Origin of the sequence: Saccharopolyspora terrae, assembly GCF_004348435.1 — a bacterium.
GTDB classification, from domain to species: domain Bacteria; phylum Actinomycetota; class Actinomycetes; order Mycobacteriales; family Pseudonocardiaceae; genus Saccharopolyspora; species Saccharopolyspora endophytica.
Map to the genome: position 1 here is coordinate 21,383 of NZ_SMKS01000033.1, position 19,511 is coordinate 40,893.

17 protein-coding genes are annotated in these 19,511 nt (G+C 70.1%); 5 read left to right on the top strand and 12 right to left on the bottom strand.

Annotated elements, in window-relative coordinates:
- Positions 1-3: 3 nt before the first annotated feature.
- The 7 genes from rnc to rsmD all read right to left on the bottom strand — a co-directional run bounded on the left by rnc (position 4) and on the right by rsmD (position 4,449).
- Positions 4-762: a ribonuclease III gene (rnc, locus tag E1181_RS18650; protein WP_132625405.1), complete on the bottom strand. Its 759-nt coding sequence runs from the start codon at positions 760-762 to the stop codon at positions 4-6.
- A gap of 14 nt (positions 763-776) precedes the next feature.
- The gene (gene rpmF / locus E1181_RS18655; RefSeq protein WP_125091036.1) at positions 777-959 is read right to left on the bottom strand and encodes a 50S ribosomal protein L32; all 183 of its coding nucleotides are present in this window, start codon (positions 957-959) and stop codon (positions 777-779) included.
- 2 nt (positions 960-961) lie between these two features.
- The gene (locus tag E1181_RS18660; protein WP_165944671.1) at positions 962-1,534 is read right to left on the bottom strand and encodes a YceD family protein; all 573 of its coding nucleotides are present in this window, start codon (positions 1,532-1,534) and stop codon (positions 962-964) included.
- Positions 1,535-1,700: 166 nt separating this feature from the next.
- Positions 1,701-2,429 carry a DivIVA domain-containing protein gene (locus E1181_RS18665; protein ID WP_132676587.1) on the bottom strand — a complete coding sequence of 243 codons (729 nt, stop codon included), beginning with the start codon at positions 2,427-2,429 and terminating at the stop codon, positions 1,701-1,703.
- A gap of 396 nt (positions 2,430-2,825) precedes the next feature.
- Complete coding sequence (locus tag E1181_RS18670) at positions 2,826-3,242, bottom strand: ribonuclease domain-containing protein (RefSeq protein ID WP_132676526.1); 417 nt, start codon at positions 3,240-3,242, stop codon at positions 2,826-2,828.
- 109 nt (positions 3,243-3,351) lie between these two features.
- Positions 3,352-3,834 carry a pantetheine-phosphate adenylyltransferase gene (gene coaD, locus E1181_RS18675; RefSeq protein WP_132676528.1) on the bottom strand — a complete coding sequence of 161 codons (483 nt, stop codon included), beginning with the start codon at positions 3,832-3,834 and terminating at the stop codon, positions 3,352-3,354.
- 54 nt (positions 3,835-3,888) lie between these two features.
- Positions 3,889-4,449, bottom strand: coding sequence for a 16S rRNA (guanine(966)-N(2))-methyltransferase RsmD (rsmD, locus tag E1181_RS18680; RefSeq protein ID WP_132676530.1), 561 nt, complete (start codon positions 4,447-4,449; stop codon positions 3,889-3,891).
- A gap of 170 nt (positions 4,450-4,619) precedes the next feature.
- Between rsmD and E1181_RS18685 the strand changes: the two genes are divergently transcribed.
- Together E1181_RS18685 and E1181_RS18690 are read left to right on the top strand one after the other, a co-directional pair.
- Entirely contained in the window at positions 4,620-6,668 is a 2,049-nt protein-coding gene (locus tag E1181_RS18685) for a HelD family protein (RefSeq protein ID WP_132676532.1), read from the top strand.
- A 117-nt stretch (positions 6,669-6,785) separates the two neighbouring features.
- Entirely contained in the window at positions 6,786-8,120 is a 1,335-nt protein-coding gene (locus E1181_RS18690; RefSeq protein WP_207922207.1) for an MFS transporter, read from the top strand.
- A 75-nt stretch (positions 8,121-8,195) separates the two neighbouring features.
- Here the strand turns inward: E1181_RS18690 and E1181_RS18695 are convergent, their stop codons facing one another.
- A complete protein-coding gene (locus E1181_RS18695; RefSeq protein ID WP_235876866.1) occupies positions 8,196-8,888 on the bottom strand; it encodes a GntR family transcriptional regulator in 693 nt (230 codons plus the stop codon).
- 123 nt (positions 8,889-9,011) lie between these two features.
- Here E1181_RS18695 and E1181_RS18700 point away from each other — a divergent pair, with 123 nt between their 5' ends.
- Positions 9,012-10,565, top strand: coding sequence for a thiamine pyrophosphate-binding protein (locus E1181_RS18700; protein WP_132676534.1), 1,554 nt, complete (start codon positions 9,012-9,014; stop codon positions 10,563-10,565).
- On the opposite strand, the gene E1181_RS18705 is transcribed toward E1181_RS18700, so the two are convergent.
- Together E1181_RS18705 and E1181_RS18710 are read right to left on the bottom strand one after the other, a co-directional pair.
- On the bottom strand, positions 10,554-11,621 hold the full coding sequence (locus E1181_RS18705) for an Ldh family oxidoreductase (protein WP_132676535.1): 1,068 nt from the start codon (positions 11,619-11,621) through the stop codon (positions 10,554-10,556). The two genes, E1181_RS18700 and E1181_RS18705, sit on opposite strands and share 12 nt — an antisense overlap.
- 38 nt (positions 11,622-11,659) lie before the next feature.
- The gene (locus tag E1181_RS18710) at positions 11,660-12,403 is read right to left on the bottom strand and encodes a ribonuclease activity regulator RraA (RefSeq protein WP_132676537.1); all 744 of its coding nucleotides are present in this window, start codon (positions 12,401-12,403) and stop codon (positions 11,660-11,662) included.
- Positions 12,404-12,528: 125 nt separating this feature from the next.
- Here E1181_RS18710 and araD point away from each other — a divergent pair, with 125 nt between their 5' ends.
- Positions 12,529-14,259, top strand: a complete 1,731-nt coding sequence (araD, locus tag E1181_RS18715; RefSeq protein ID WP_132676539.1) for an L-arabinonate dehydratase — start codon at positions 12,529-12,531, stop codon at positions 14,257-14,259.
- A 17-nt stretch (positions 14,260-14,276) separates the two neighbouring features.
- A complete protein-coding gene (locus E1181_RS18720) occupies positions 14,277-15,179 on the top strand; it encodes a dihydrodipicolinate synthase family protein (protein WP_132676541.1) in 903 nt (300 codons plus the stop codon).
- Here E1181_RS18720 and E1181_RS18725 read toward each other — a convergent pair.
- The gene (locus tag E1181_RS18725; protein ID WP_235876867.1) at positions 15,173-15,694 is read right to left on the bottom strand and encodes a hypothetical protein; all 522 of its coding nucleotides are present in this window, start codon (positions 15,692-15,694) and stop codon (positions 15,173-15,175) included. The two genes, E1181_RS18720 and E1181_RS18725, sit on opposite strands and share 7 nt — an antisense overlap.
- 283 nt (positions 15,695-15,977) lie before the next feature.
- Entirely contained in the window at positions 15,978-19,355 is a 3,378-nt protein-coding gene (locus E1181_RS18730; protein WP_132676543.1) for a pyruvate carboxylase, read from the bottom strand.
- Between the last annotated feature and the right edge of the window lie 156 nt (positions 19,356-19,511).

The window sequence follows — 19,511 nt, forward strand, 5'->3', positions numbered from 1 at the left end:
GACTCACGATGCGGAGTCCGCCGAGTCCTCGGCCTGAACGGCGTTGACCTGCTCGTTGAGCTGGCGCCAAGCCGCTTCGGCCGCCTTCTGCTCGGCTTCCTTCTTGGTGCTGCCGTCGCCTCGCCCGTAGGTCTGGCCACCGACCGCCACGAAAGCGCTGAACTCCTTGCGGTGATCAGGGCCCTCCTCCTCGACGCGGTACTCGGGAACGCCGAGAGCCGCGGAGGCGGTCAGTTCCTGGAGGCTGGTCTTCCAGTCCAGACCGGCTCCGCGCTGCGGAGCCTCGGCCAGCAACGGCTGGAAGAGCTTGTGCACGACGCCGCGCGCGACGTCGATGCCTTCGGCCAGGTAGACGGCGCCGAGCACCGCCTCCAAACCGTCCGCGAGGATGCTCGCCTTGTCACGGCCCCCCGTGAGCTCCTCGCCACGACCCAGCAGCAGGTACTCGCCGAGTCCGCCCTCACCGAGCCCGCGGGCCACCCCGGCCAACGCGTGCATGTTGACCACGCTGGCGCGCAGCTTCGCGAGCTGTCCCTCCGGCAGGTCCGGGTGCTCGTTGTAGAGGTGATCGGTGATCACCAGTCCGAGCACCGCGTCGCCGAGGAACTCCAGCCGCTCGTTCGGCGGAAGACCGCCGTTCTCGTACGCGTACGACCGGTGGGTGAGGGCAAGGGTGAGCAGCTCGGCGTCCAGTTCGACGCCGAGCGCTGCCAACAACGGAGCCCTGTCCACCTGACGGGCCCTCGACTGCTTTCCCCCCACTACGTGACCGCCGCTCAGGCCGGCTGAACGACCTGACGGCCGTCGTACTGACCGCAGGCCGGGCAGACGACGTGCGGCAGCTTCTGCTCACGGCAGGAGCGGTTCGAGCACTCGACCAGCGTCGGCGCCGAGGTCTTCCACGACGAACGGCGGTGACGGGTGTTGGCCCGGGACATCTTGCGCTTCGGGACGGCCACGACTACTTCTCCTCTTCGGTACCGCCGAGCCGCTCTTGAAGCGCGGCCCAGCGAGAATCAATGGTCTCATGCGTGTGCTCGGGGGCGAGTTCGGCCCACTTCACGCCGCACCCGGAGCACAGCCCCTGGCAGTCCGGCGAGCACACCGGCGCCGAGGGAAGCGACAGCAGCATCGCGTCCCGCACCACCGGTTCGAGATCGATGAGGTCGTCCACGACCCGCTCGACCTCATCGTCATCGGTGCTGGTGTCGGTCGCGCTGTCCGGGTACGCGAAGAGCTCCCGGACCTCGATCTCGATCTCCTCGGAGACCGGGTCGAGGCACCGGACGCATTCACCGGTCAGCTGGGCCGACGCCGTGCCCGACACCAACACGCCCTCCACCACGGACTCGGCCAGCAGATCAAGCTCCACCGGCTCGCCCTCGGGCACCTTGATCATGTCGAGCCCGAAGCCGGCGGGCGCCGGGGCCTTGCGCGTGTAGGCACGGCTGCTACCGGCCCGGTGACCGATTTCCCGGGTGTCGATCACCCACGGGCCGGCTTGCGCAGTGCGCGTTTCATGGCTCTGAGACATCACGAATTTCGGTGCTTGGTGAATGGGCATTGGGCCGATCTTGGGAACGGACCACGACGAATCGGGCACTGCACCCCAAGTCAGCCCTCCCAGCGTACGTGACGTCCAGCCGCGAACGACACCAGCCCCTGTTCAAGGCGGTTCCGCGGCCGGACTGAGGAGCGGCTCAGTTGGCGCCCGCGGAGGGCTGCCACTCCTCGTAGTCGAAGGGCGCGCCCATCGGGCTGCGCAGCTGCTGACGGCCCTTGCCGACCGTGCGCAGCGTGCGGCCGAGCAGGTCCTCGAAGTCGGCCAGGCGGGAGTCGACGTAGGCGTCGCACTCGCTGCGCAGCCGCTCGGCCTCCTCGTTGGCCTCCTCCGCGATCCGCTTGGCCTCGGCGCTGGCGGCCTGCGCGACCTCGGTGTCGGTGACCAGGCGGGCCTGCTCGGCCTTGCCCTCGTGCACCGACTGCTCGTAGGCGGCGCGCCCGGCCTGCACCATGCGGTCGGACTCGGACTGGGCGCGGCTGATGTAGTCCTCGTACTCGCGGCGGCCCGCGGTGACGGTCTGCTCTGCCTGGCCGCGCGCGTCGGAGAGCAGGTGATCGGCCTGCTCGCGGGCCTCGGCGAGCATCTGCTCCGCTTCTGCCCGGGCCTCGGCGATGGTGCGCTCGGCCTCGCTGCGGGCCTCCGCGACCGACTTGTCGGCCTCGGTCTGGGCCTTGGTGACCACCTCGTCGCGGTGGTCCAGCACGTCCTGGGCGTCGTCGAGCTCCTGCGGGATCGCGTCCCGCACGTCGTCGAGCAGCTCCAGCACGTCACCGCGGGGCACCACACAACCCGAGGTCATGGGGACACCACGCGCCTCTTCGACGATCGTGACCAGCTCGTCGAGGGCCTCGAACACCCGGTACACCATGATCTCCCTGCAGTCGTTCAGCGCCGCGCCGCCCAAGCATGTCAGAACACCGCGCGATGCCGATCACGGGCCGTTCCCCTCCACAGTCTGCCTGCGCGACCCCCGTACGCGGGGGAAATCCGCCATCCGCGTGTCAAGCCACCGTTCGCGCACGAACAAGAAAAGAACCTCCCCGCCACCAGAAGCGGCGGCAGGAAGGTTCCCTTGTTCACGTCAGGCAAGCACCGGAGGTGCTTCCTCTTTCACCACCTGAGCAACTGGCACCGCCGCGGGTTCTGAGACGTCGTCTGGCGAGGACGGCCACTCCGCCGTGTATTGGACATACATCAGGAGTGGCACCCGCAGTCCAGACGGCGTCTCAGGTTCCGCTACCCGCACCGATCAGCAAAAGGATCAAGCGTTGATGTCGGTGAGGGCGAAGGTTTCGTAGTGGTCTTCTGTCCAGAAGAACTCACCGGCTTCGCCGACGACGAAGCGGCGGGCGCCGCGGTCGTCGCTGCCCGGGGTCTCCACGGTGTACTCCTTGTAGTACCCGTCCGCGCAGTCGGGCAGGAGCCCTTCGCGGTTGCCGAAGGTCTGCCCGTCCTCGGGGTACGGGAAGGGGCCGCCGGCCTTGATGAGCTCGACCGTCTCGGCGGCTTCGGGCGGCAGGGACGACAGGGTGACCTGGTCGAACCCGGTGGTGTCACCGCACTCGGCCTGCGCGACGGCGGCCGGGGCGGGGACGGCGGAGAAGGCGCTGGACTGGAAGCCGACGAGCCCCGCCACGGCGAGCAGGGCGGCCAGCAGGATCTGAACTGACTTCATCATGTCGATCACGCTAACCGCGGCAGGCCGACACGCTGCGGAAATGGCGGGAACCCGAAGGAAAGCGCGCAAGATTCACAGAAGTTCGCGTGACCGGGTGGTGTTGCGGAGGTTAACCGTTCTCGGCGATGCGCTCGCGCAGCCGCTGCTCGATCTTCGGCGGGAGCAGGTTGGAGACGTCGCCGCCGTAGGTGGCGACCTCCTTGACCAGGGAGGACGCCAGGAAGCTGTAGAGCGGGTTGGTCGACATGAACATGGTCTCGACCCCGGACAGCTGCTGGTTCATCTGCGCCATCTGCAGCTCGTAGTCGAAGTCGCTGACGGCGCGCAGGCCCTTGACGATCGCGCCGATCTCGTTGGCCTTGCAGTAGTCGACCAGCAGGCCGTGCCAGGAGTCGATGCGCACGTTGGGCCACTGGGCGGTGACTTCGCGCAGCATTTCGAGGCGCTCCTCAACGGAGAACAAGCCCTTCTTGCTCTTGTTGATCAGCACCGCGACGACGACCTCATCGAACAGGCCGGACGCTCGCTCGATGATGTCCAGATGCCCGTTGGTGACGGGGTCGTAAGAACCTGGACATACCGCACGCCTCATGTGCTGGGACGTTAGCAGCCGGAACGGCAACCCCCCAGATCGACGTGTCCTGGCTCACCGCTGTTCGATCACGGCCCAGTGCACCGACGTGTCCCCGTAGCGCTTGGAGCGCAGCGCCTCCAGCGGGGCGGGCCAGTCCGGGTCGCCGCTGCGGACCGCGCGTTCGACGATCACCACGCTGCCCGGCCCGACCCAGCCGTTGGCGACGAGCCCGTCCAGCACGCGTTGCAGCAGGTCACCGGGCAGGTCGTAGGGCGGGTCGGCCAGGACGACGTCGAACGGTTCGGCGGTCGCCGCGGCGGTCAGCGTCTCGGCCTTGACCTGCTCGACGCGCACGTCGCGGAATCCCAGGGTGGTGACGTTGCGCTTGAGGATCTGGGCGGCTCGGCGGTCGGATTCGACGAAGGTGGCGTGCCCTGCACCTCGGGAGAGGGCCTCCAGGCCCAGCGCCCCGGAACCGCCGTAGAGGTCGAGCACGCGGAGGCCGTCGATGTCGAGCATCGTCTCCAGCGAGTTGAACAGCGCCTCGCGCACCCGCTCGGAAGTTGGCCTGGTTCCCTTCGGGGGCACTTCCAGGCGTCGTCCGCCCGCACTCCCCGCCACGATCCGCGTCACCCGGACATCGTCGCGCACCGCTGGTGGGCAGGTGTTTCGCGGGTCCGCCGCCACCGCGCATCTTACGCCCGCGAACCGGCCTCGACGGCAGGCGGGACACGTCGGGCGGTGCGGCATCGCGCGTACTCTGTTGGGTCTGCCCACCGCGCCAGACCGGGAGAAAGTCACAGGTGTCCGAAGCATCCGAAAAGCAGGCCGAGATCGCGGTCGAGCAGGATCACGTGGACCGCGTGTACGCCCGGCTCGACGAGCTGCGCTCCGAAGCCGAGGCGATGCGCGACAAGAGCTACGAGTACGGCCGGGAGGCCACGCCCGAGGCGCTCAACGAGCGGGACGTGATGCTGCACCACGCCAACCGGACGTTGCAGGCGCTCAACGCCGAGTCCGAGGGCTTGGTGTTCGGCCGCCTGGACCTCGGTACCGGGGACGCCGTGCACATCGGCCGCCTGGGCATCCGCGACCAGCGCTTCGACAACCTGCTGGTGGACTGGCGCGCCCCGCTGGCCGCCGCCTTCTACCAGGCCACTCCCGAGCACCCGCAGGACGTGATCCGGCGACGGGTGATCCGCTGCTCGCGCGAGCAGGTGGTCGACGTCTCCGACGACCTGCTCGACCCGGACCGGGCTCCGTCCGACATGCGGGTGATCGGTGACGGCGCGCTGATGGCGGCGCTGACCCGCTCGCGCGGCGAGACGATGCGCAACATCGTGGCCACCATCCAGAAGGAGCAGGACGAGGCGATCCGGGCTCCGGAGAGCGGCGTCACCGAGATCACCGGCGGCCCCGGCACCGGCAAGACGGCCGTCGCGCTGCACCGCGCGGCCTACCTGCTGTACCGGGAGCAGCGCAGGCTCGGCGGGCCGGGCGTGCTGGTCATCGGCCCGTCTCCGGTGTTCATGAGCTACATCTCGCGGGTGCTGCCGTCGATGGGCGAGCACAACGTGGAGCTGCGCGCGCTGGGCGAGGTGCTCGACGGCATCAGCGCAGGGAAGATCGACGACCCGCGCACCGCCGAGGTCAAGGGCTCGTCGCGGATGGTCAAGGTGCTGCGTCGCGCGCTGCGCCTGCCGCCGCCGGACGCCCCGGAGACGTTGCAGCTGTTCTACCGGGGCACGGTGCTCAAGCTGGAGGCCGACGACCTCAAGCGGATCCGCCGCACGCTGCACAACAAGGGCGGCCAGCCGAACAAGACCCGGATGAAGGCCGCCGACGCGCTGCTGGAAGCCCTGTGGCAGCAGGCCCGGGGCCTGGCCGGCGGCGATTTCCAGCCGGACCGCGATCAGCTGATCAGCGAGATCGGCGAGCGCATCGAGTTCCACCGCTTCCTGGTCGCCTGGTGGCCCGCGCTGTACCCGATGCAGGTGCTGCGCTGGCTGTCCGATCCGGAACGGCTGGCCCGCGCGGCCCGGCGGCTGCTGGCGGCCGAGGAGGTCGACGTGCTGGCCAAGTCGTGGGCTGACGTCTCCGAGTGGACGGTGGCCGACATCGCGCTGATCGACGAGCTGCGGGTGCAGATCGGCCCGCCGCCCAAGCGCCCCCGCCGGGCCGAGCCCGAGGCGGAGCAGCCGCGCCGCGCCGTCAACTACGACGAGTACGCGCACGTGGTGATCGACGAGGCGCAGGACCTCTCCCCGATGCAGTGGCGGATGGTCGGCCGTCGCGGAAAGCACGCGAGCTGGACGATCGTGGGCGACCCCGTGCAGTCCTCCTGGCCGGACCCGGCGGAGGCCGCGACCGCGCGCGAGGAGGCGCTCAGCGCCCAGCGCACCCACCGCAAGTTCACGCTGCGCACGAACTACCGGAACTCGGCGGAGATCTTCGACTACGCCTCGGACGCGGTCCGCGACCTGGTCAACCCGGACGACTTGCCGACGGCGGTGCGCACCACCGGCGTCGAGCCGGACGTGCGCGAGGTCCCGGCGGACCAGCTGGCCGCGACGACCCGGGACGCCGCCCGCGACCTGCTGGAACGGGCCGAGGGCACGATCGGCGTCATCACCACGATGGACCGCAGCGACGAGGTGCGGGCCTGGTTGTCCGATGTGGACGACCCCAGGCTCAGGGTGGTCGGCAGCCTCGATTCCAAGGGCATGGAGTACGACGCGGTGGCGGTCGTCGACCCCGACGGCCTCGCCGCGGAATCGACCACCGGCCGGAGGGCGCTGTACGTCGCCCTCAGCCGGGCCACCCAGCTGCTCACGGCGATCCGGCCCAGCTGACACCGGAGGTGGCCCGCCGGACCGACGGGCCACCTCTCCTCCGCGACCTGTTGACCCTGTAACGCAGCTCACCTAGCGTGGGATATGAGATATCATGCGTCACGACGGGGTGGTTGCATGCACGAACCCGCCATGTCCACTGCGGCCCCGAAGCAGTCCACCGGTAAGCGGTCCCAGATCCGGTGGTTGATGGTCGGCCTGGTCGCCCTGGCCACCGCCATCGCCTACATCGACCGCGCGAACCTCAGCGTCGCGAGCGATTCCATGCAGCAGGAGCTCCAGTTCTCCGACGAGCTCAAGGGCGTCATGCTGTCGTCGTTCTTCTGGACCTACGCGATATTCCAGCTCCCGGGAGGCTGGCTCGTCGACCGCTACGGCCCACGAGCGCTCTACGCGATCGCGGTCGTGTGGTGGTCGATCGGCACCGCGGCCACCGCGCTCACCAGGGGTTTCGCCGGGGTGATCGGCTGCCGGCTGGCGCTGGGCATCGGCGAGGCCCCGGTGCAGTCGGCCAACGCCCGGGTGGTGTCGGAGTGGTTCCCGCGCAAGGAGCGGGCTTTCGCGTCGTCCATCTTCGACACCGGCTCGGAGTTCGGCAGCGCGCTGTCGGTCCCGCTGGTGACGTTGCTGATCGCGCTGGTCGGCTGGCGCGGTTCGTTCGTGGTCACCGGAGCGCTGGGCCTGGTCTGGGTCGTGGCGTGGCTGCTGATCTACCGCTCGCCGCGCAAGCAGAAGTGGGCCAACCAGGCCGAGGTCGACTACATCGAGCAGGGCGGCGGCCGCACCGAGGAGAAGGAGCTCGGCGACGCGGGCAAGCAGCCGATGAAGTGGCGCGACCTGTTCCGCTACTCGACGACCTGGGCGCTGGTGGCCGGCTACACCTGCCGCGGCGTGATCATCTACTTCTTCATCACCTGGTACCCGGACTTCCTGGTCAACCAGCAGGGCTTCTCGCTGCTGGAACTGGGCCTGTTCGGGGCGATCCCGGGTCTGGCGGCGATGGTGGCGAACTGGCTGGGCGGGTTGTTCTCCGACTGGCTGGTGCGGCGCGGGACTCCGCTGGCGATGGCCCGCAAGATCCCGCTGGTGATCGGCATGGTCGGTGCGTCGACGATCGCGCTGGCCTCGATCGCGCCGAATCCGGCGTGGGCGCTGGTGTTCCTCACCCTCTCCTACTGCAGCGCGGCGGTGTCCACGGGCGCGCTGCTGTCGCTCCCGGCGGACGTGGCCCCGACACCGCGCAACGTGGCGTCGCTGACCGGCGTGCAGAACTTCGGTTCGCAGCTGGGTGGGATCATCGGGCCGATCGTGATCGGGTTCCTGCTGGGCACCGGGCAGTTCGCCTACGTGTGGCCGCTGGTGTTCGCCGGCGCGATGTGCGTGCTGGGCGCGTTCTTCTACGCCTTCGTGGTGCAGGTCAAGCCCTTGGACGAGCAAAGACCGATGTTCTGAGCGCGACTCGCGCTGCGCGGCGGTGCCTGAGCGGCCCTCACGGCGCCGCCGCGCAGCGCGCAGCGCGGAAAAGGGTCAGGACTCGGCCTTCTCGGCCGATTCGAGGTTGGTCAGGGACTGCTGGACGTGCTTGCTCACGAGGCGCTCGGCTTCGTCGGCGTTTCCGTCGTTGACCGCGGCCAGGATCTCGGCGTGCTCGACGAACTCCTCGCGCCAGGTGGGCCAGCGGTCCCACAGCAGGTTCACCACGCCCAGCGCGGTGAGATCCTGCAGGTCGTCGAGCTGGTCGATGACCAGGGCGTTGCCGCAGCCGGAGTACAGCGACCGGTGGAAGCGGCGGTTGGCCATGCTCAGCGCGTGGTTGTCGCCCGCGCTGAGCAGCCCGGCGGCCTCGTTGAGCGCGTCCTGCGCGCGGTGGACCACGTCGGGTGAACCGGCAATCGTGGTCATCTTGGCGGCCCACGGTTCGAGCAGCCTGCGGACCTCGTAGACCTTGCGGACGTCTTCGAGCGAGAGCTTGCGGACGGTGATGCCCTTGTTCGGCACCACCGTGACCAGACCGGTGTGGGCCATGCCGATCAGGGCCTCGCGCACGGGCGTCTTCGACACGCCGAGCAGTTCCGACAGGCGCCGCTCCACCAGCGTCTCGCCTGGGCGCAGCTCACCGGCCAGGATCGCGTTGCGGATGGAGTCCGCGACCAGGTCGGTGCGGCTGGCGGGCCCGCTGAGGGGACGCAGTCCGGAGGAATCACTGGCCAGCTGTGTCACGCCCCCGATGATATATCAAGCCGTTCCGACACACCCGAGCGACCAGCGGATTCCGCACCTGGCCGACCACCTGATGTATGATATACCAACATCGCCGACGGATCGGACAGCTGCGAGGAACTCATGCGTACAGTCGCCCAGGCCGTGGCCCGCGTGCTCGCCGACGCGGGAGTCGAACACGGCTTCACCGTGCCCGGGGAATCGTTCCTGGGCTTGCTCGACGCGTTCGCCCGAACACCGGAGCTGACACTGGTTTCGACGCGGCACGAGAGCGGCGCGGCGTTCATGGCCGAGGCGTGCGGCAAGCTGCGCGGCGTCCCCGCCGTGGCGATGGCGAGTCGAGGCCCCGGCGCGACGAACCTGTCCATCGGCGTGCACACCGCCCGGCAGGACCACACCCCGATGGTGGTGCTGCTCGGGCAGGTCCCCTCCACCAAGCTGGGCCGGGAGAGCTTCCAGGAGGTCGACCTCGCGGCGATGTTCGCCCCGCTGGCCAACTGGTCGTCCCAGCCCACCTCCGCCGCCGAAGTCCCGGGCGCGGTCGCCGAGGCGCTCGCGCGGGCGACCGGACCGCGCCCGGGTCCGGCCGTGGTGGCGGTGCCCAGCGACTTCTGGGACGAGCCCTTCCCCGGCCCGCTGCCGGTTCCCGAGCCGCCGCCCGCCGAGGCTCCCGACGTCGCCGCCGCGGCCGAACGGCTCGGTGCCGCGCGCAGTCCCGTGGTGATCACCGGAGCACGTGATCGCGCGAGCCACCGCGAGCTGGTCGCGACCGCCGAGGAGCTCGGACTCGCGGTGTACACGGGTTTCCGGCGGCAGGACGCCTTCCCCGAGGACCACCCGCACTTCGCCGGCCACCTCGGCCTGTCGGTGCCGGGCGCGCAGCTCAAGGCGTTGGAGAACGCCGACGTGGTGCTCACGGTGGGCATGCGGCTCGACGAGGTGACCAGCCAGGGCTTCCGGTTCCCTCTGCCCGAGCAGGACCACCTGCGGTTGCCGCCCTCGGCTCTCGCCGAGCTGCGCGCGAGGACCCCGGGTCGACGGCGTGACCTCTCGGCCGCCCACGCGGCGGTGCGCGAGTTCATGACCCCACCGGAACTCGACGCCACCTCCGCCCCGCACCCGACCGAGGTGGTGCGCGAGCTGCGGCGGCTCGCTCCGCGCGACGCGGTGGTCACCAACGACGCAGGCAACTTCTCCGGATTCGCGCACCGCTACTGGTGCTTCACCGAGCCGCGCACGCAGCTCGGCCCGTGCAACGGGGCGATGGGCTACGCGGTCCCCTCGGCGGTGGCGGCGAAGCTCGTCGCGCCGGAGCGCACCGTGCTCGCGATGGTCGGCGACGGCGGCGCGCTGATGACCGGTCAGGAGATCGAAACGGCCGTGCGGCACGAGGCGCCCGTGGTCGTGGTGGTGTTCCAGAACGGCCTGTACGGCACGATCGCGCTGCACCAGGTCAAGAGCAACCGCCCGATGTCCGCGGTGGACATCGGAGCGGTGGACTTCGCGGGCTGGGCGCGGAGCCTCGGCGCCGCCGGGCACACCGTCGACACGCGCGACCAGCTGGAGCCGGCGATCAGGAGAGCGCTGGCCGAGGACCGGCCGTGCGTGCTGGACGTGCGCATCGATCCCGACGTGCTCACCGCGGACGCACGGCTGGCGGACTTCTTAGAGAGCTGAGCGCACTCCCGCGCGTTGGGCGACACCGCGCAGCTGCTCGACGAGGGTGTCCGGCATCGGAATCCCTTCCCGGCGACGCACTTCCCGTGAGGCGGCCTGCGGATCTCCCGCCACCAGAACGGGTTCGTCCGGGTTCAGCGGTGGTGTCGCGTGGAGCCGGTCGATGGCGTCGTCGAGGTCGTCCTCGAACTCGCCGGGTGGGCGGAACCCGCTCGGGTCGAGCGCGAGGAAGAAGTGCCCGATGTTGTGGGGATCCTCGGGTTTCCGGCTCGCCGGGAACGCGCCGCCGCACAGCGTGGCGGCCAGGACGTGGGCCATCATGCTCAGCCCGTAGCCCTTGTGCGAACCCATCTCGGGTGTGCCACCGAGCGGGGTGAGGCCGCCGATGTCGTCGTTGCGGAGGATGCCGAGCGCCCGGTGCGCGTCGGTCACCGGCTGGGCGGAGTCGTCGACCACCCAGCCTTCGGGGAGGGGTTCGCCGTGGAAGTCGTAGACCTTGACCTTGTTGACGGCGGCCGTGGTGGTGGCGATGTCGAGCAGGAGGTGGGGATTGCGCCGGGCGGGCGCGGCGAAGGCGATCGGGTTGGTGGCCAGCATCGGCACCACCGATCCCGTGGGCGGCGAGGCGGGCAGGTTCGCCGAGCTGGTGACCAGTCCGACCAGGCCCTGCCGCGCGGCCATCTCGGCGTAGTGACCGGCCGCGCCGAAGTGGTGCGAGTTGACCACCGACACCACGCCGACGGTGCCGGCCCTCGCCTTGTCGATGGCCATCCGCATGGCGAACTCCCCGGCCGGGTGCCCGAAGCCGCCGTGGGCGTCGACCAGCGCGGATGCGGCGTTCTCGCGCTCGACGGTGGGCCTGGCGCGCAGGTCGATCCTGCCCTCGGCGCGGAACTGCTCGTAGGTCATGAGCATCGACACGCCGTGCGAGTCGATGCCGGCCAGGTCCGTCTCGGCCATCACCTCGGCGGTGGTCTCGGCCAGGTCGTGGTCCATGCCCCACGCGGCGAGGACGTCGATGATCAGCGTGCGCACTGCCTCGGCGGAAACCCGCACCTCGCTTCTCCTCGCACTTGCGTCAGCCCGAAAATCGGTCACCGCCACGGGTTTTCGGCGGCCCACGCCTCGTACTCGGCGCGGGTGGCCTCGTCCGGGGGGTACGTGCCGCGCAGCGGGCGTCCGGATTCCACTTTGGAAAGGACGAAGGATTCGAGATGTTCTTGCGCGGCAGCGGCTTCGGCGACCTCCTCGGCCAGGTGGCGCGGAAGGCACACGACGCCGTCGGAGTCGCCGACGAGCACGTCGCCCGGGTAGACGGCGACCTCGCCGCAGCCGATGGGCACCTGCATGTCCACCGCGTGGTGCTGGATCAGGTTGGTGTTGGCGGACGGGCTCTTCGCGAACGTCGGCATCTCCAGCGTCGCGAAGCCGTCCGAGTCGCGCACCGAGCCGTCGGTCACCACGCCGGCGCAACCGCGGTGCAGCAGCCGGGTCGCCAGGATGTGGCCGAGCGAGGCGGCGCGCTGCTGCCCGCGCGAGTCGATGACCATGACCTCGCCGCGGCCCACCGATTCGACGGCCTTGCGCTGCGGGTGGTCGTAGTCCTGGAACACCGACAGCACGTCGACGTCCTCCCGCGCCGGGATGTAGCGCAAGGTGAACGCGACGCCGACCATGTTCACCTGCGCCGGGTTCAGCGCCCGCAGGCCCTGCATGAACTGGTTGCGCAGGCCGCGCGAGAGCAGCTGCGTGGTGATGGTCGCCGTGCTCGCGCGGCGCAGCGCCTGCAGGGTGCCCTCCGGCAGCGGATCGTGAGCCTTGATCGAGGTGTCCACCATCTTCGACCCTTCGCATCGTCGGACATCTGAGATATCATATACCGCACACCCGGCCCGGTCACGACACCGACCAATCAAGTCACGCGAACGACGAAGTTCCAGACACCGGAAGGGGGCTCGCCGGCATGTCCCGTCCCAGGCTCACCGCCGAGCAGCTGCGCAGTCACCGCTGGTTCGGCGTGGACACCATGCGCTCGTTCGGGCACAAGTCCCGCGCCAAGCAGATGGGCTTCGACGCCGAGGACTACTCGGGCAAGCCGGTGATCGGCATCGTCAACACCTGGAGCGAGATCAACCCGTGCCACACGCACTTCCGGGAGCGCGCCGAGGACGTCAAGCGCGGCGTCCTCCAGGCGGGCGGGTTCCCGCTGGAGCTGCCGGCGATGTCGCTGTCGGAGCCGTTCCAGAAGCCGACCACGATGCTCTACCGGAACATGCTCGCGATGGAGACCGAGGAGCTGCTGCGCTCCTACCCCATCGACGGCTGCGTGCTGATGGGCGGCTGCGACAAGACCACACCGGGCCTGATCATGGGCGCGACCAGCGTCGACGTGCCCTCGATCTTCCTGCCCGCCGGCCCGATGCTCAAGGGGCGGTGGAAGGGCGTGACCCTCGGCAGCGGCTCCGACACCTGGAAGTACTGGGCGCAGCGCCGCGCGGGCACCCTCGGCGAGCGGGAGTGGGGCGAGATCGAGGACGGCATCGCCCGTTCACCGGGCCACTGCATGACGATGGGCACCGCTTCGACGATGACCGCCGCCGCCGAGGCGCTGGGGCTGACGCTGACCGGCGGTTCCTCGGTCCCCGCCGCGTTCTCCCACCACCCGCAGCTGGCGGTGGCCACCGGACGCCGGATCGTCGACCTCGTCTGGGAGGACGTCACCCCGCGCGAGGTCCTGACGCGGGAGGCCTTCGAGAACGCCATCGCGGTGGTGATGGCGATGGGCGGTTCCACGAACGCGGTGATCCACCTGGTGGCGATGGCCGGTCGCGCCGAGGTCGACCTGCCGCTGGAGGTCTTCGACGACCTCTCCCGCGCGGTTCCGGCGCTGGCCAACATCCGGCCCTCCGGCGAGTACCTGATGGAGGACTTCTACGACGCGGGCGGCCTGCGCGGGCTGATGGCCGAGCTCGGCGAACTGCTGCACCGCGACGCGATCACCGTCAACGGCCGCACGCTCGGCGAGAACCTCGAAGGCGCCGAGATCCACGACACCGACGTGATCCGCCGCCGCGACGCCCCGCTGACCGAGCAGGGCGGGCTGGCGGTGCTGCGCGGTTCGCTGGCGCCCGACGGCTGCGTGATCAAGACCAGCGCGGCCAGTCCGGAACTGCTGCAGCACCGGGGCAGGGCGATCGTGTTCGACTCCTACGACGACATGGAGGCCCGCATCGACGCCGAGGACCTCGACGTCGACGAGAACTCGGTGCTGATCCTGCGCGGCGCCGGGCCGCTGGGCGGGCCGGGCATGCCGGAGTGGGGCATGCTGCCGATCCCGAAGAAGCTGCTGCGAAGAGGGGTTACGGACATGGTCCGGATCTCCGACGCGCGCATGAGCGGCACCAGCTACGGCACCTGCGTGCTGCACGTGGCGCCGGAGTCGGTCGCGGGCGGGCCGCTGGCGCTGGTGCGCGACGGCGACGTCGTCGAGCTCGACGTGCCCGGACGCCGGCTCGACCTGCACGTCGACGCCGAGAAGCTGGAGCGCAGACGGGCCGAGTGGACGCGGCCGGAACCGGTCTTCTCGCGCGGCTACGGCAAGTTGTTCGCCCAGCACATCACCCAGGCCGACAAGGGCTGCGACTTCGACTTCCTCGAAGGCACCGGCGGCGCGCCCGAACCGGCGATCCACTGACGCGAGCGGAGGCTCGGATGTCCACCAGCGTCAACGCGCTGCGCGGGGTCACCGCGATCACCGTGACCCCGTTCGACGGCACGGGCGCACCCGACTGGTCCGGCTACGAGGCGATCGTGGCGCGGATGGGTGCGGCCGGAGTCCACGTGATCACGCCCAACGGCAACACCAGCGAGTTCTACGCGCTGTCCCGCCAGGAGTGGCAGCGGGCCAACGAGGTCACGATGGCCGCCGCCGGCGACTCGGTGGTGATGCCCGGCATCGGCTACGACATCGCCACCGCCCAGGACATGGCGGTGGCGGTGCAGCAGCTCGGCGCGCCGCTGGCGATGCTGCACCAGCCGGTGCACCCGCACCAGTCGGTGGCCGGGTGGGCGGCCTACAACCGGCTGATCGCACAGTCCGCGCCAGGGCTCGGTTTCGTGCTCTACGTCAAGGATTCCCGCATCGACGCCGACGCGCTGGGCTCGCTGTTCGACGCGTGCCCCAACGTGGTCGGCATCAAGTACGCGGTCGCCGATCCGCTGCGCTTCGGCGAGATCTGCGCCGCGCTCGGCGCCGACCGGGTGGCCTGGTCCTGCGGGCTCGCCGAGCGGTGGGCGCCGTCGTTCTGGCCGCTGGGCGCGGCCGGTTTCACCTCGGGCGGCGTCAACGTCGCGCCGAGGCTCTCGCTGGACTACCTGTTGGCCCTGTGCAGCGGCGACCGGGCCGAGATCCGGCGGCTGTGGTCGCTGATCGCCCCGTTCGAGAAGATGCGGGCCGAGGACGCCACCGCCTGCAACGTGGCGGTGGTCAAGGAGGCCCTGGCCCAGCAGGGGCTGTGCGGTGAAGGGGTCCGGCCACCGGCCGGTGGCCTGTCCTCGCAGCAGCGCGAGCAGGTCACCGGCATCCTGGCGTCCTGGTCGGAGGCCGGTTACTGACCGTCGATCCGGACGAACGCCTGGGCCGAGGAGGCCCAGCGGTAGTGCTCGGTGTGGCCCTGGCCGGTGTCGAAGTCGTTGATCCACACGGCGATGTCGTGGTGGAACACCTGGAACTCCTCCGGCACCTGGGTCCACACCGGCGGGCTGACCACGGTTCCCAGCGTGCGCGGCGCGGCGCCACCCGGGTCCGTGGTCATGCCGATCAACGCCCGGGAGTACTCGGCGTCCCGCGGCCCGCACTCGATCAGGATCAGGGCGTCCTCGACCCCTTCGCCGGTCACGTCGGCGTAGCCGATCGGCTTGTCCGGGGTGAACCGGTAGACCCGGTCTCCGGCTTCACCGGCTCCGTCGGTGAACGAAACCACCTGCCTCGGGCAGGATCCCACCTGCGGTACCTCGAATTCGGCGTTGTGCCAGTCGACCTGCTGCACGTCGGCCGCAGCCGCACCGCTCCCGGCGATCAGCCCCGCGGCCACGAGCGCCCACGCGCCCGCCATGACCCGCTCGCGCATGACGTCCCCCTGTCTCGATCGCGTCGTAGTCCGCTGCCGAAGACACGGGGGCTCAACGCGATCCAGTTGCCGCACATCCCCGCATTCACCGCATCGGATGAAGGACGCTCCACCCGCAGCTCCCGCGCGCCCTCGACCTTTCGAATTTCGCGCGAAATTCGACCGCCAAAGTTCGAGGTCGAATTTCGCGCGAAATTCGAAAGCCGCGAACGAAGCGGGCCGCCTCCCGCGGGGGAAGCGGCCCGTTCCAGGGGTCCGGCGTCGTGGGGTCCGTTGCTCAGGGTCAGCCGAGTTCGATGATGAGGTCTCCACCCTCGACCTGCTGCACCGCGCCGATGGCGAGGCGCTTGACCTGACCGCTCTGCGGGGCGGTGATGGCGGCCTCCATCTTCATCGCCTCGATCGTCGCGACCGTCTGGCCCGACTCGACGGCGTCACCTTCGGCGACCGCGAGGGTGACCACACCGGCGAACGGGGCGGGGACGTGACCCGGGTTGGAGCGGTCGGCCTTCTCCGCGACCGGCAGGTCGCTGGCCACCGAGCGGTCGCGCACCTGGATGGGTCGCAGCTGCCCGTTGAGCACCGCCATCACGGTGCGCATGCCGCGCTCGTCGGGTTCGCTGATCGCCTCCAGCCCGATGAGCAGCCGCACGCCGGGCTCCAGGTCCACCGAGTACTCCTCCCCCGGCTTGAGGCCGTAGAAGAAGTCCTTGCTGCGCAGCAGCGAGGTGTCGCCGTAGGCGTCGCGGTGGTCCTGGAACTCCTTGGTGGGCTTGGCGAACATCAACCGGTTGAGCGTGTTGCGCCGGTCGTTGACCAGCCCGTCGCGATCTTCGGTGGACAGTTCGGCGATCTTGCGGGTGGTGGTGCGGCCTTCCAGCGCGCGGGTCCGGAACGGCTCCGGCCAGCCGGCCGGCGGGTCGCCCAGCTCGCCCTGCAGGAAGCCGATCACCGAGTCGGGGATGTCGAACTTGCGCGGCTCGGCCTCGAAGTCGGCCGGGTCGACGCCCGCACCCACCAGGTGCAGGGCGAGGTCACCGACGACCTTGGAGGACGGGGTGACCTTGACCAGCCGGCCGAGGATCCGGTCGGCCGCCGCGTACATGGCCTCGATCTCCTCGAACTTGTCGCCGAGACCGAGCGCGACCGCCTGGGTGCGCAGGTTGGACAGCTGACCGCCGGGGATCTCGTGGGAGTACACGCGGCCGGTCGGCGAGGCCAGGCCCGCCTCGAAGGGCTGGTAGATCTTGCGCACCGACTCCCAGTAGGGCTCCAGGTCGCACACGGACTGCAGGTCCAGGCCGGTGGTGCGCTCGGTGTAGTCGGTCGCGGCGACCAGCGACGACAGCGCGGGCTGCGAGGTGGTTCCGGCCATCGACGCGGTCGCCGCGTCCACGGCGTCCACACCGGACTGGATGGCGGCCATGTAGGTGGCCAGCTGCCCGCCCGCGGTGTCGTGGGTGTGCAGGTGGACCGGGAGGCCGAACTCGTTGCGCAGCGCGGTGACCAGCGTCGCCGCGGCAGGCGCGCGCAGCAGTCCCGCCATGTCCTTGATGGCCAGCACGTGCGCGCCCGCCTCGACGATCTGCTCGGCGAGCCGCAGGTAGTAGTCCAGTGTGTACAGCTTCTCGTCCGGATTGGACAGATCAGCGGTGTAGCACAGCGCGACCTCGGCGACGGACTTCCCGGTGTTGCGCACGGCTTCGATGGCCGGGCGCATCTGCTCGACGTCGTTGAGCGCGTCGAAGATCCGGAAGATGTCGATGCCGGTGTCGGTGGCCTCCTGCACGAAGTGCTCGGTCACCTCCGTCGGGTACGGCGTGTAGCCGACGGTGTTGCGGCCGCGCAGCAGCATCTGCAGGCAGATGTTGGGGATTGCCTCGCGGAGCTTGGCCAGCCGCTCCCACGGGTCCTCGGCGAGGAACCGCAGCGCGACGTCGTAGGTGGCGCCGCCCCAGCACTCCACCGACAGCAGGTCCGGCGTCATCCGCGCCACGTGCGGCGCGACGGCCAGCAGGTCCTTGCTGCGCACTCGGGTGGCCAGCAGCGACTGGTGGGCGTCGCGGAAGGTGGTGTCGGTGACGCCGACGTTGTTGGCCTCGCGCATCCAGCGCGCGAAGCCCTCCGGGCCGAGCTCGGTGAGCTTCTGCTTCGAGCCGGGCAGCGGGGTGGCTGTCAGGTCGACCTCGGGGAGCTTGAAGCTCGGGTCGGCCGCGCTCGGGCGCGCCCCGTTGGGCCGGTTGACGGTGACGTCGGCGAGGTAGTTGAGCAGCCGGGTGCCGCGGTCGGCGGAGTGCCGGGCGGTGAGCAGCTGCGGGCGCTGGTCGATGAACGAGGTGGTGACGCGGCCTTCGGCGAAGTCGTCGTCGTCGAGCACCGCCTGCAGGAACGGGATGTTCGTGGAGACACCGCGGATCCGGAACTCGGCGAGGGCGCGGCGGGCGCGACCCACGGCGGTCTGGAAGTCGCGGCCCCGGCAGGACAGCTTGACCAGCATCGAGTCGAAGTGCGCGCTGATGCTGGTGCCGGCGAAGGCGGTGCCGCCGTCGAGGCGGATGCCCGCGCCGCCCGGCGAACGGTAGGCGCTGATCATGCCGGTGTCGGGCCGGAACCCGTTGGCCGGGTCCTCGGTGGTGATGCGGCACTGCAGGGCGGCGCCGCGCAGCTGGATCTTGTCCTGGGTCATGCCCAGGTCCTCCAGCGACTCGCCACCGGCGATGCGCAGCTGCGACTGGACCAGGTCGGCGTCGGTGACCTCTTCGGTGACCGTGTGCTCGACCTGGATGCGCGGGTTCATCTCGATGAAGACGTGGTTGCCGCGCTCGTCGACGAGGAACTCGACGGTTCCGGCGTTGACGTAGCCGATCTTGCGGGCGAAGGCGACCGCGTCGGCGCAGATCCGCTCCCGCAGCTGCGGGTCGAGGTTCGGGGCCGGGGCGATCTCGATGACCTTCTGGTGGCGCCGCTGCACGGAGCAGTCGCGCTCGAAGAGGTGCACGACGTTGCCGTGGCTGTCGGCGAGGATCTGGACCTCGATGTGCCGCGGGTTGACCACGGCCTGCTCCAGGAACACCGTCGGGTCGCCGAAGGCGGACTCGGCTTCGCGCATGGCGGCTTCGAGCGCCTCGCGCAGCGCGGAGGGGTCATCGACGCGGCGCATGCCGCGACCGCCACCACCGGCGACGGCCTTGACGAAGACCGGGAAGGTCATCTGCTCGGAGGCGGCCAGCAGCTCGTCGATGTCCCGGGACGGGGCCGAGGAGTCCAGCACCGGCACGCCGGCTTCGCGCGCGGCGGCCACGGCGGTGGCCTTGTTGCCGGTCATCTCCAGGATCTCCTGGCGCGGACCGACGAACGTGATGCCTGCTTCGCGGCACGCACCGGCCAGCTCGGGATTCTCGGAGAGGAAGCCGTAGCCCGGGTAGACCGCGTCGGCTCCCGCCTGGCGCGCGGCCTTGATGATCTCGTCGACGGACAGGTAGGCCCGGACCGGGTGGCCGGGTTCGCCGATCTCGTACGACTCGTCGGCTTTCAGGCGGTGCAGCGAGTTGCGATCTTCGTGCGGGAAGACCGCGACGGTCCCCGCTCCCAGCTCGTAGGAGGCGCGAAAAGCGCGAATCGCGATCTCGCCGCGGTTGGCGACGAGCACCTTGCGGAACATGCCGGCTCCCTCGGATAACAGGCGTCGGTCGGTGTGAGTGACACTACCGCGAAAATTCCCCTTAACGGGAGAACCTGTCAGGTGACGAAGACCTCGGCACCCCTCATGACCAGCTCAAACGCGTGACGCACACAAGCTGTAGCGGAAAGAAAATCA

Bases quoted from the DNA above. Each gene is read 5' to 3' on its own strand.
- E1181_RS18660 (WP_165944671.1), bottom strand. From the start codon at position 1,534: ATGTCTCAGAGCCATGAAACGCGCACTGCGCAAGCCGGCCCGTGGGTG.
- E1181_RS18725 (WP_235876867.1), bottom strand. From the start codon at position 15,694: ATGCGCGAGCGGGTCATGGCGGGCGCGTGGGCGCTCGTGGCCGCGGGG.
- E1181_RS18690 (WP_207922207.1), top strand. From the start codon at position 6,786: ATGCACGAACCCGCCATGTCCACTGCGGCCCCGAAGCAGTCCACCGGT.
- E1181_RS18670 (WP_132676526.1), bottom strand. From the start codon at position 3,242: ATGATGAAGTCAGTTCAGATCCTGCTGGCCGCCCTGCTCGCCGTGGCG.
- araD (WP_132676539.1), top strand. From the start codon at position 12,529: ATGTCCCGTCCCAGGCTCACCGCCGAGCAGCTGCGCAGTCACCGCTGG.
- E1181_RS18720 (WP_132676541.1), top strand. From the start codon at position 14,277: ATGTCCACCAGCGTCAACGCGCTGCGCGGGGTCACCGCGATCACCGTG.
- E1181_RS18700 (WP_132676534.1), top strand. From the start codon at position 9,012: ATGCGTACAGTCGCCCAGGCCGTGGCCCGCGTGCTCGCCGACGCGGGA.
- coaD (WP_132676528.1), bottom strand. From the start codon at position 3,834: ATGAGGCGTGCGGTATGTCCAGGTTCTTACGACCCCGTCACCAACGGG.
- E1181_RS18710 (WP_132676537.1), bottom strand. From the start codon at position 12,403: ATGGTGGACACCTCGATCAAGGCTCACGATCCGCTGCCGGAGGGCACC.
- E1181_RS18730 (WP_132676543.1), bottom strand. From the start codon at position 19,355: ATGTTCCGCAAGGTGCTCGTCGCCAACCGCGGCGAGATCGCGATTCGC.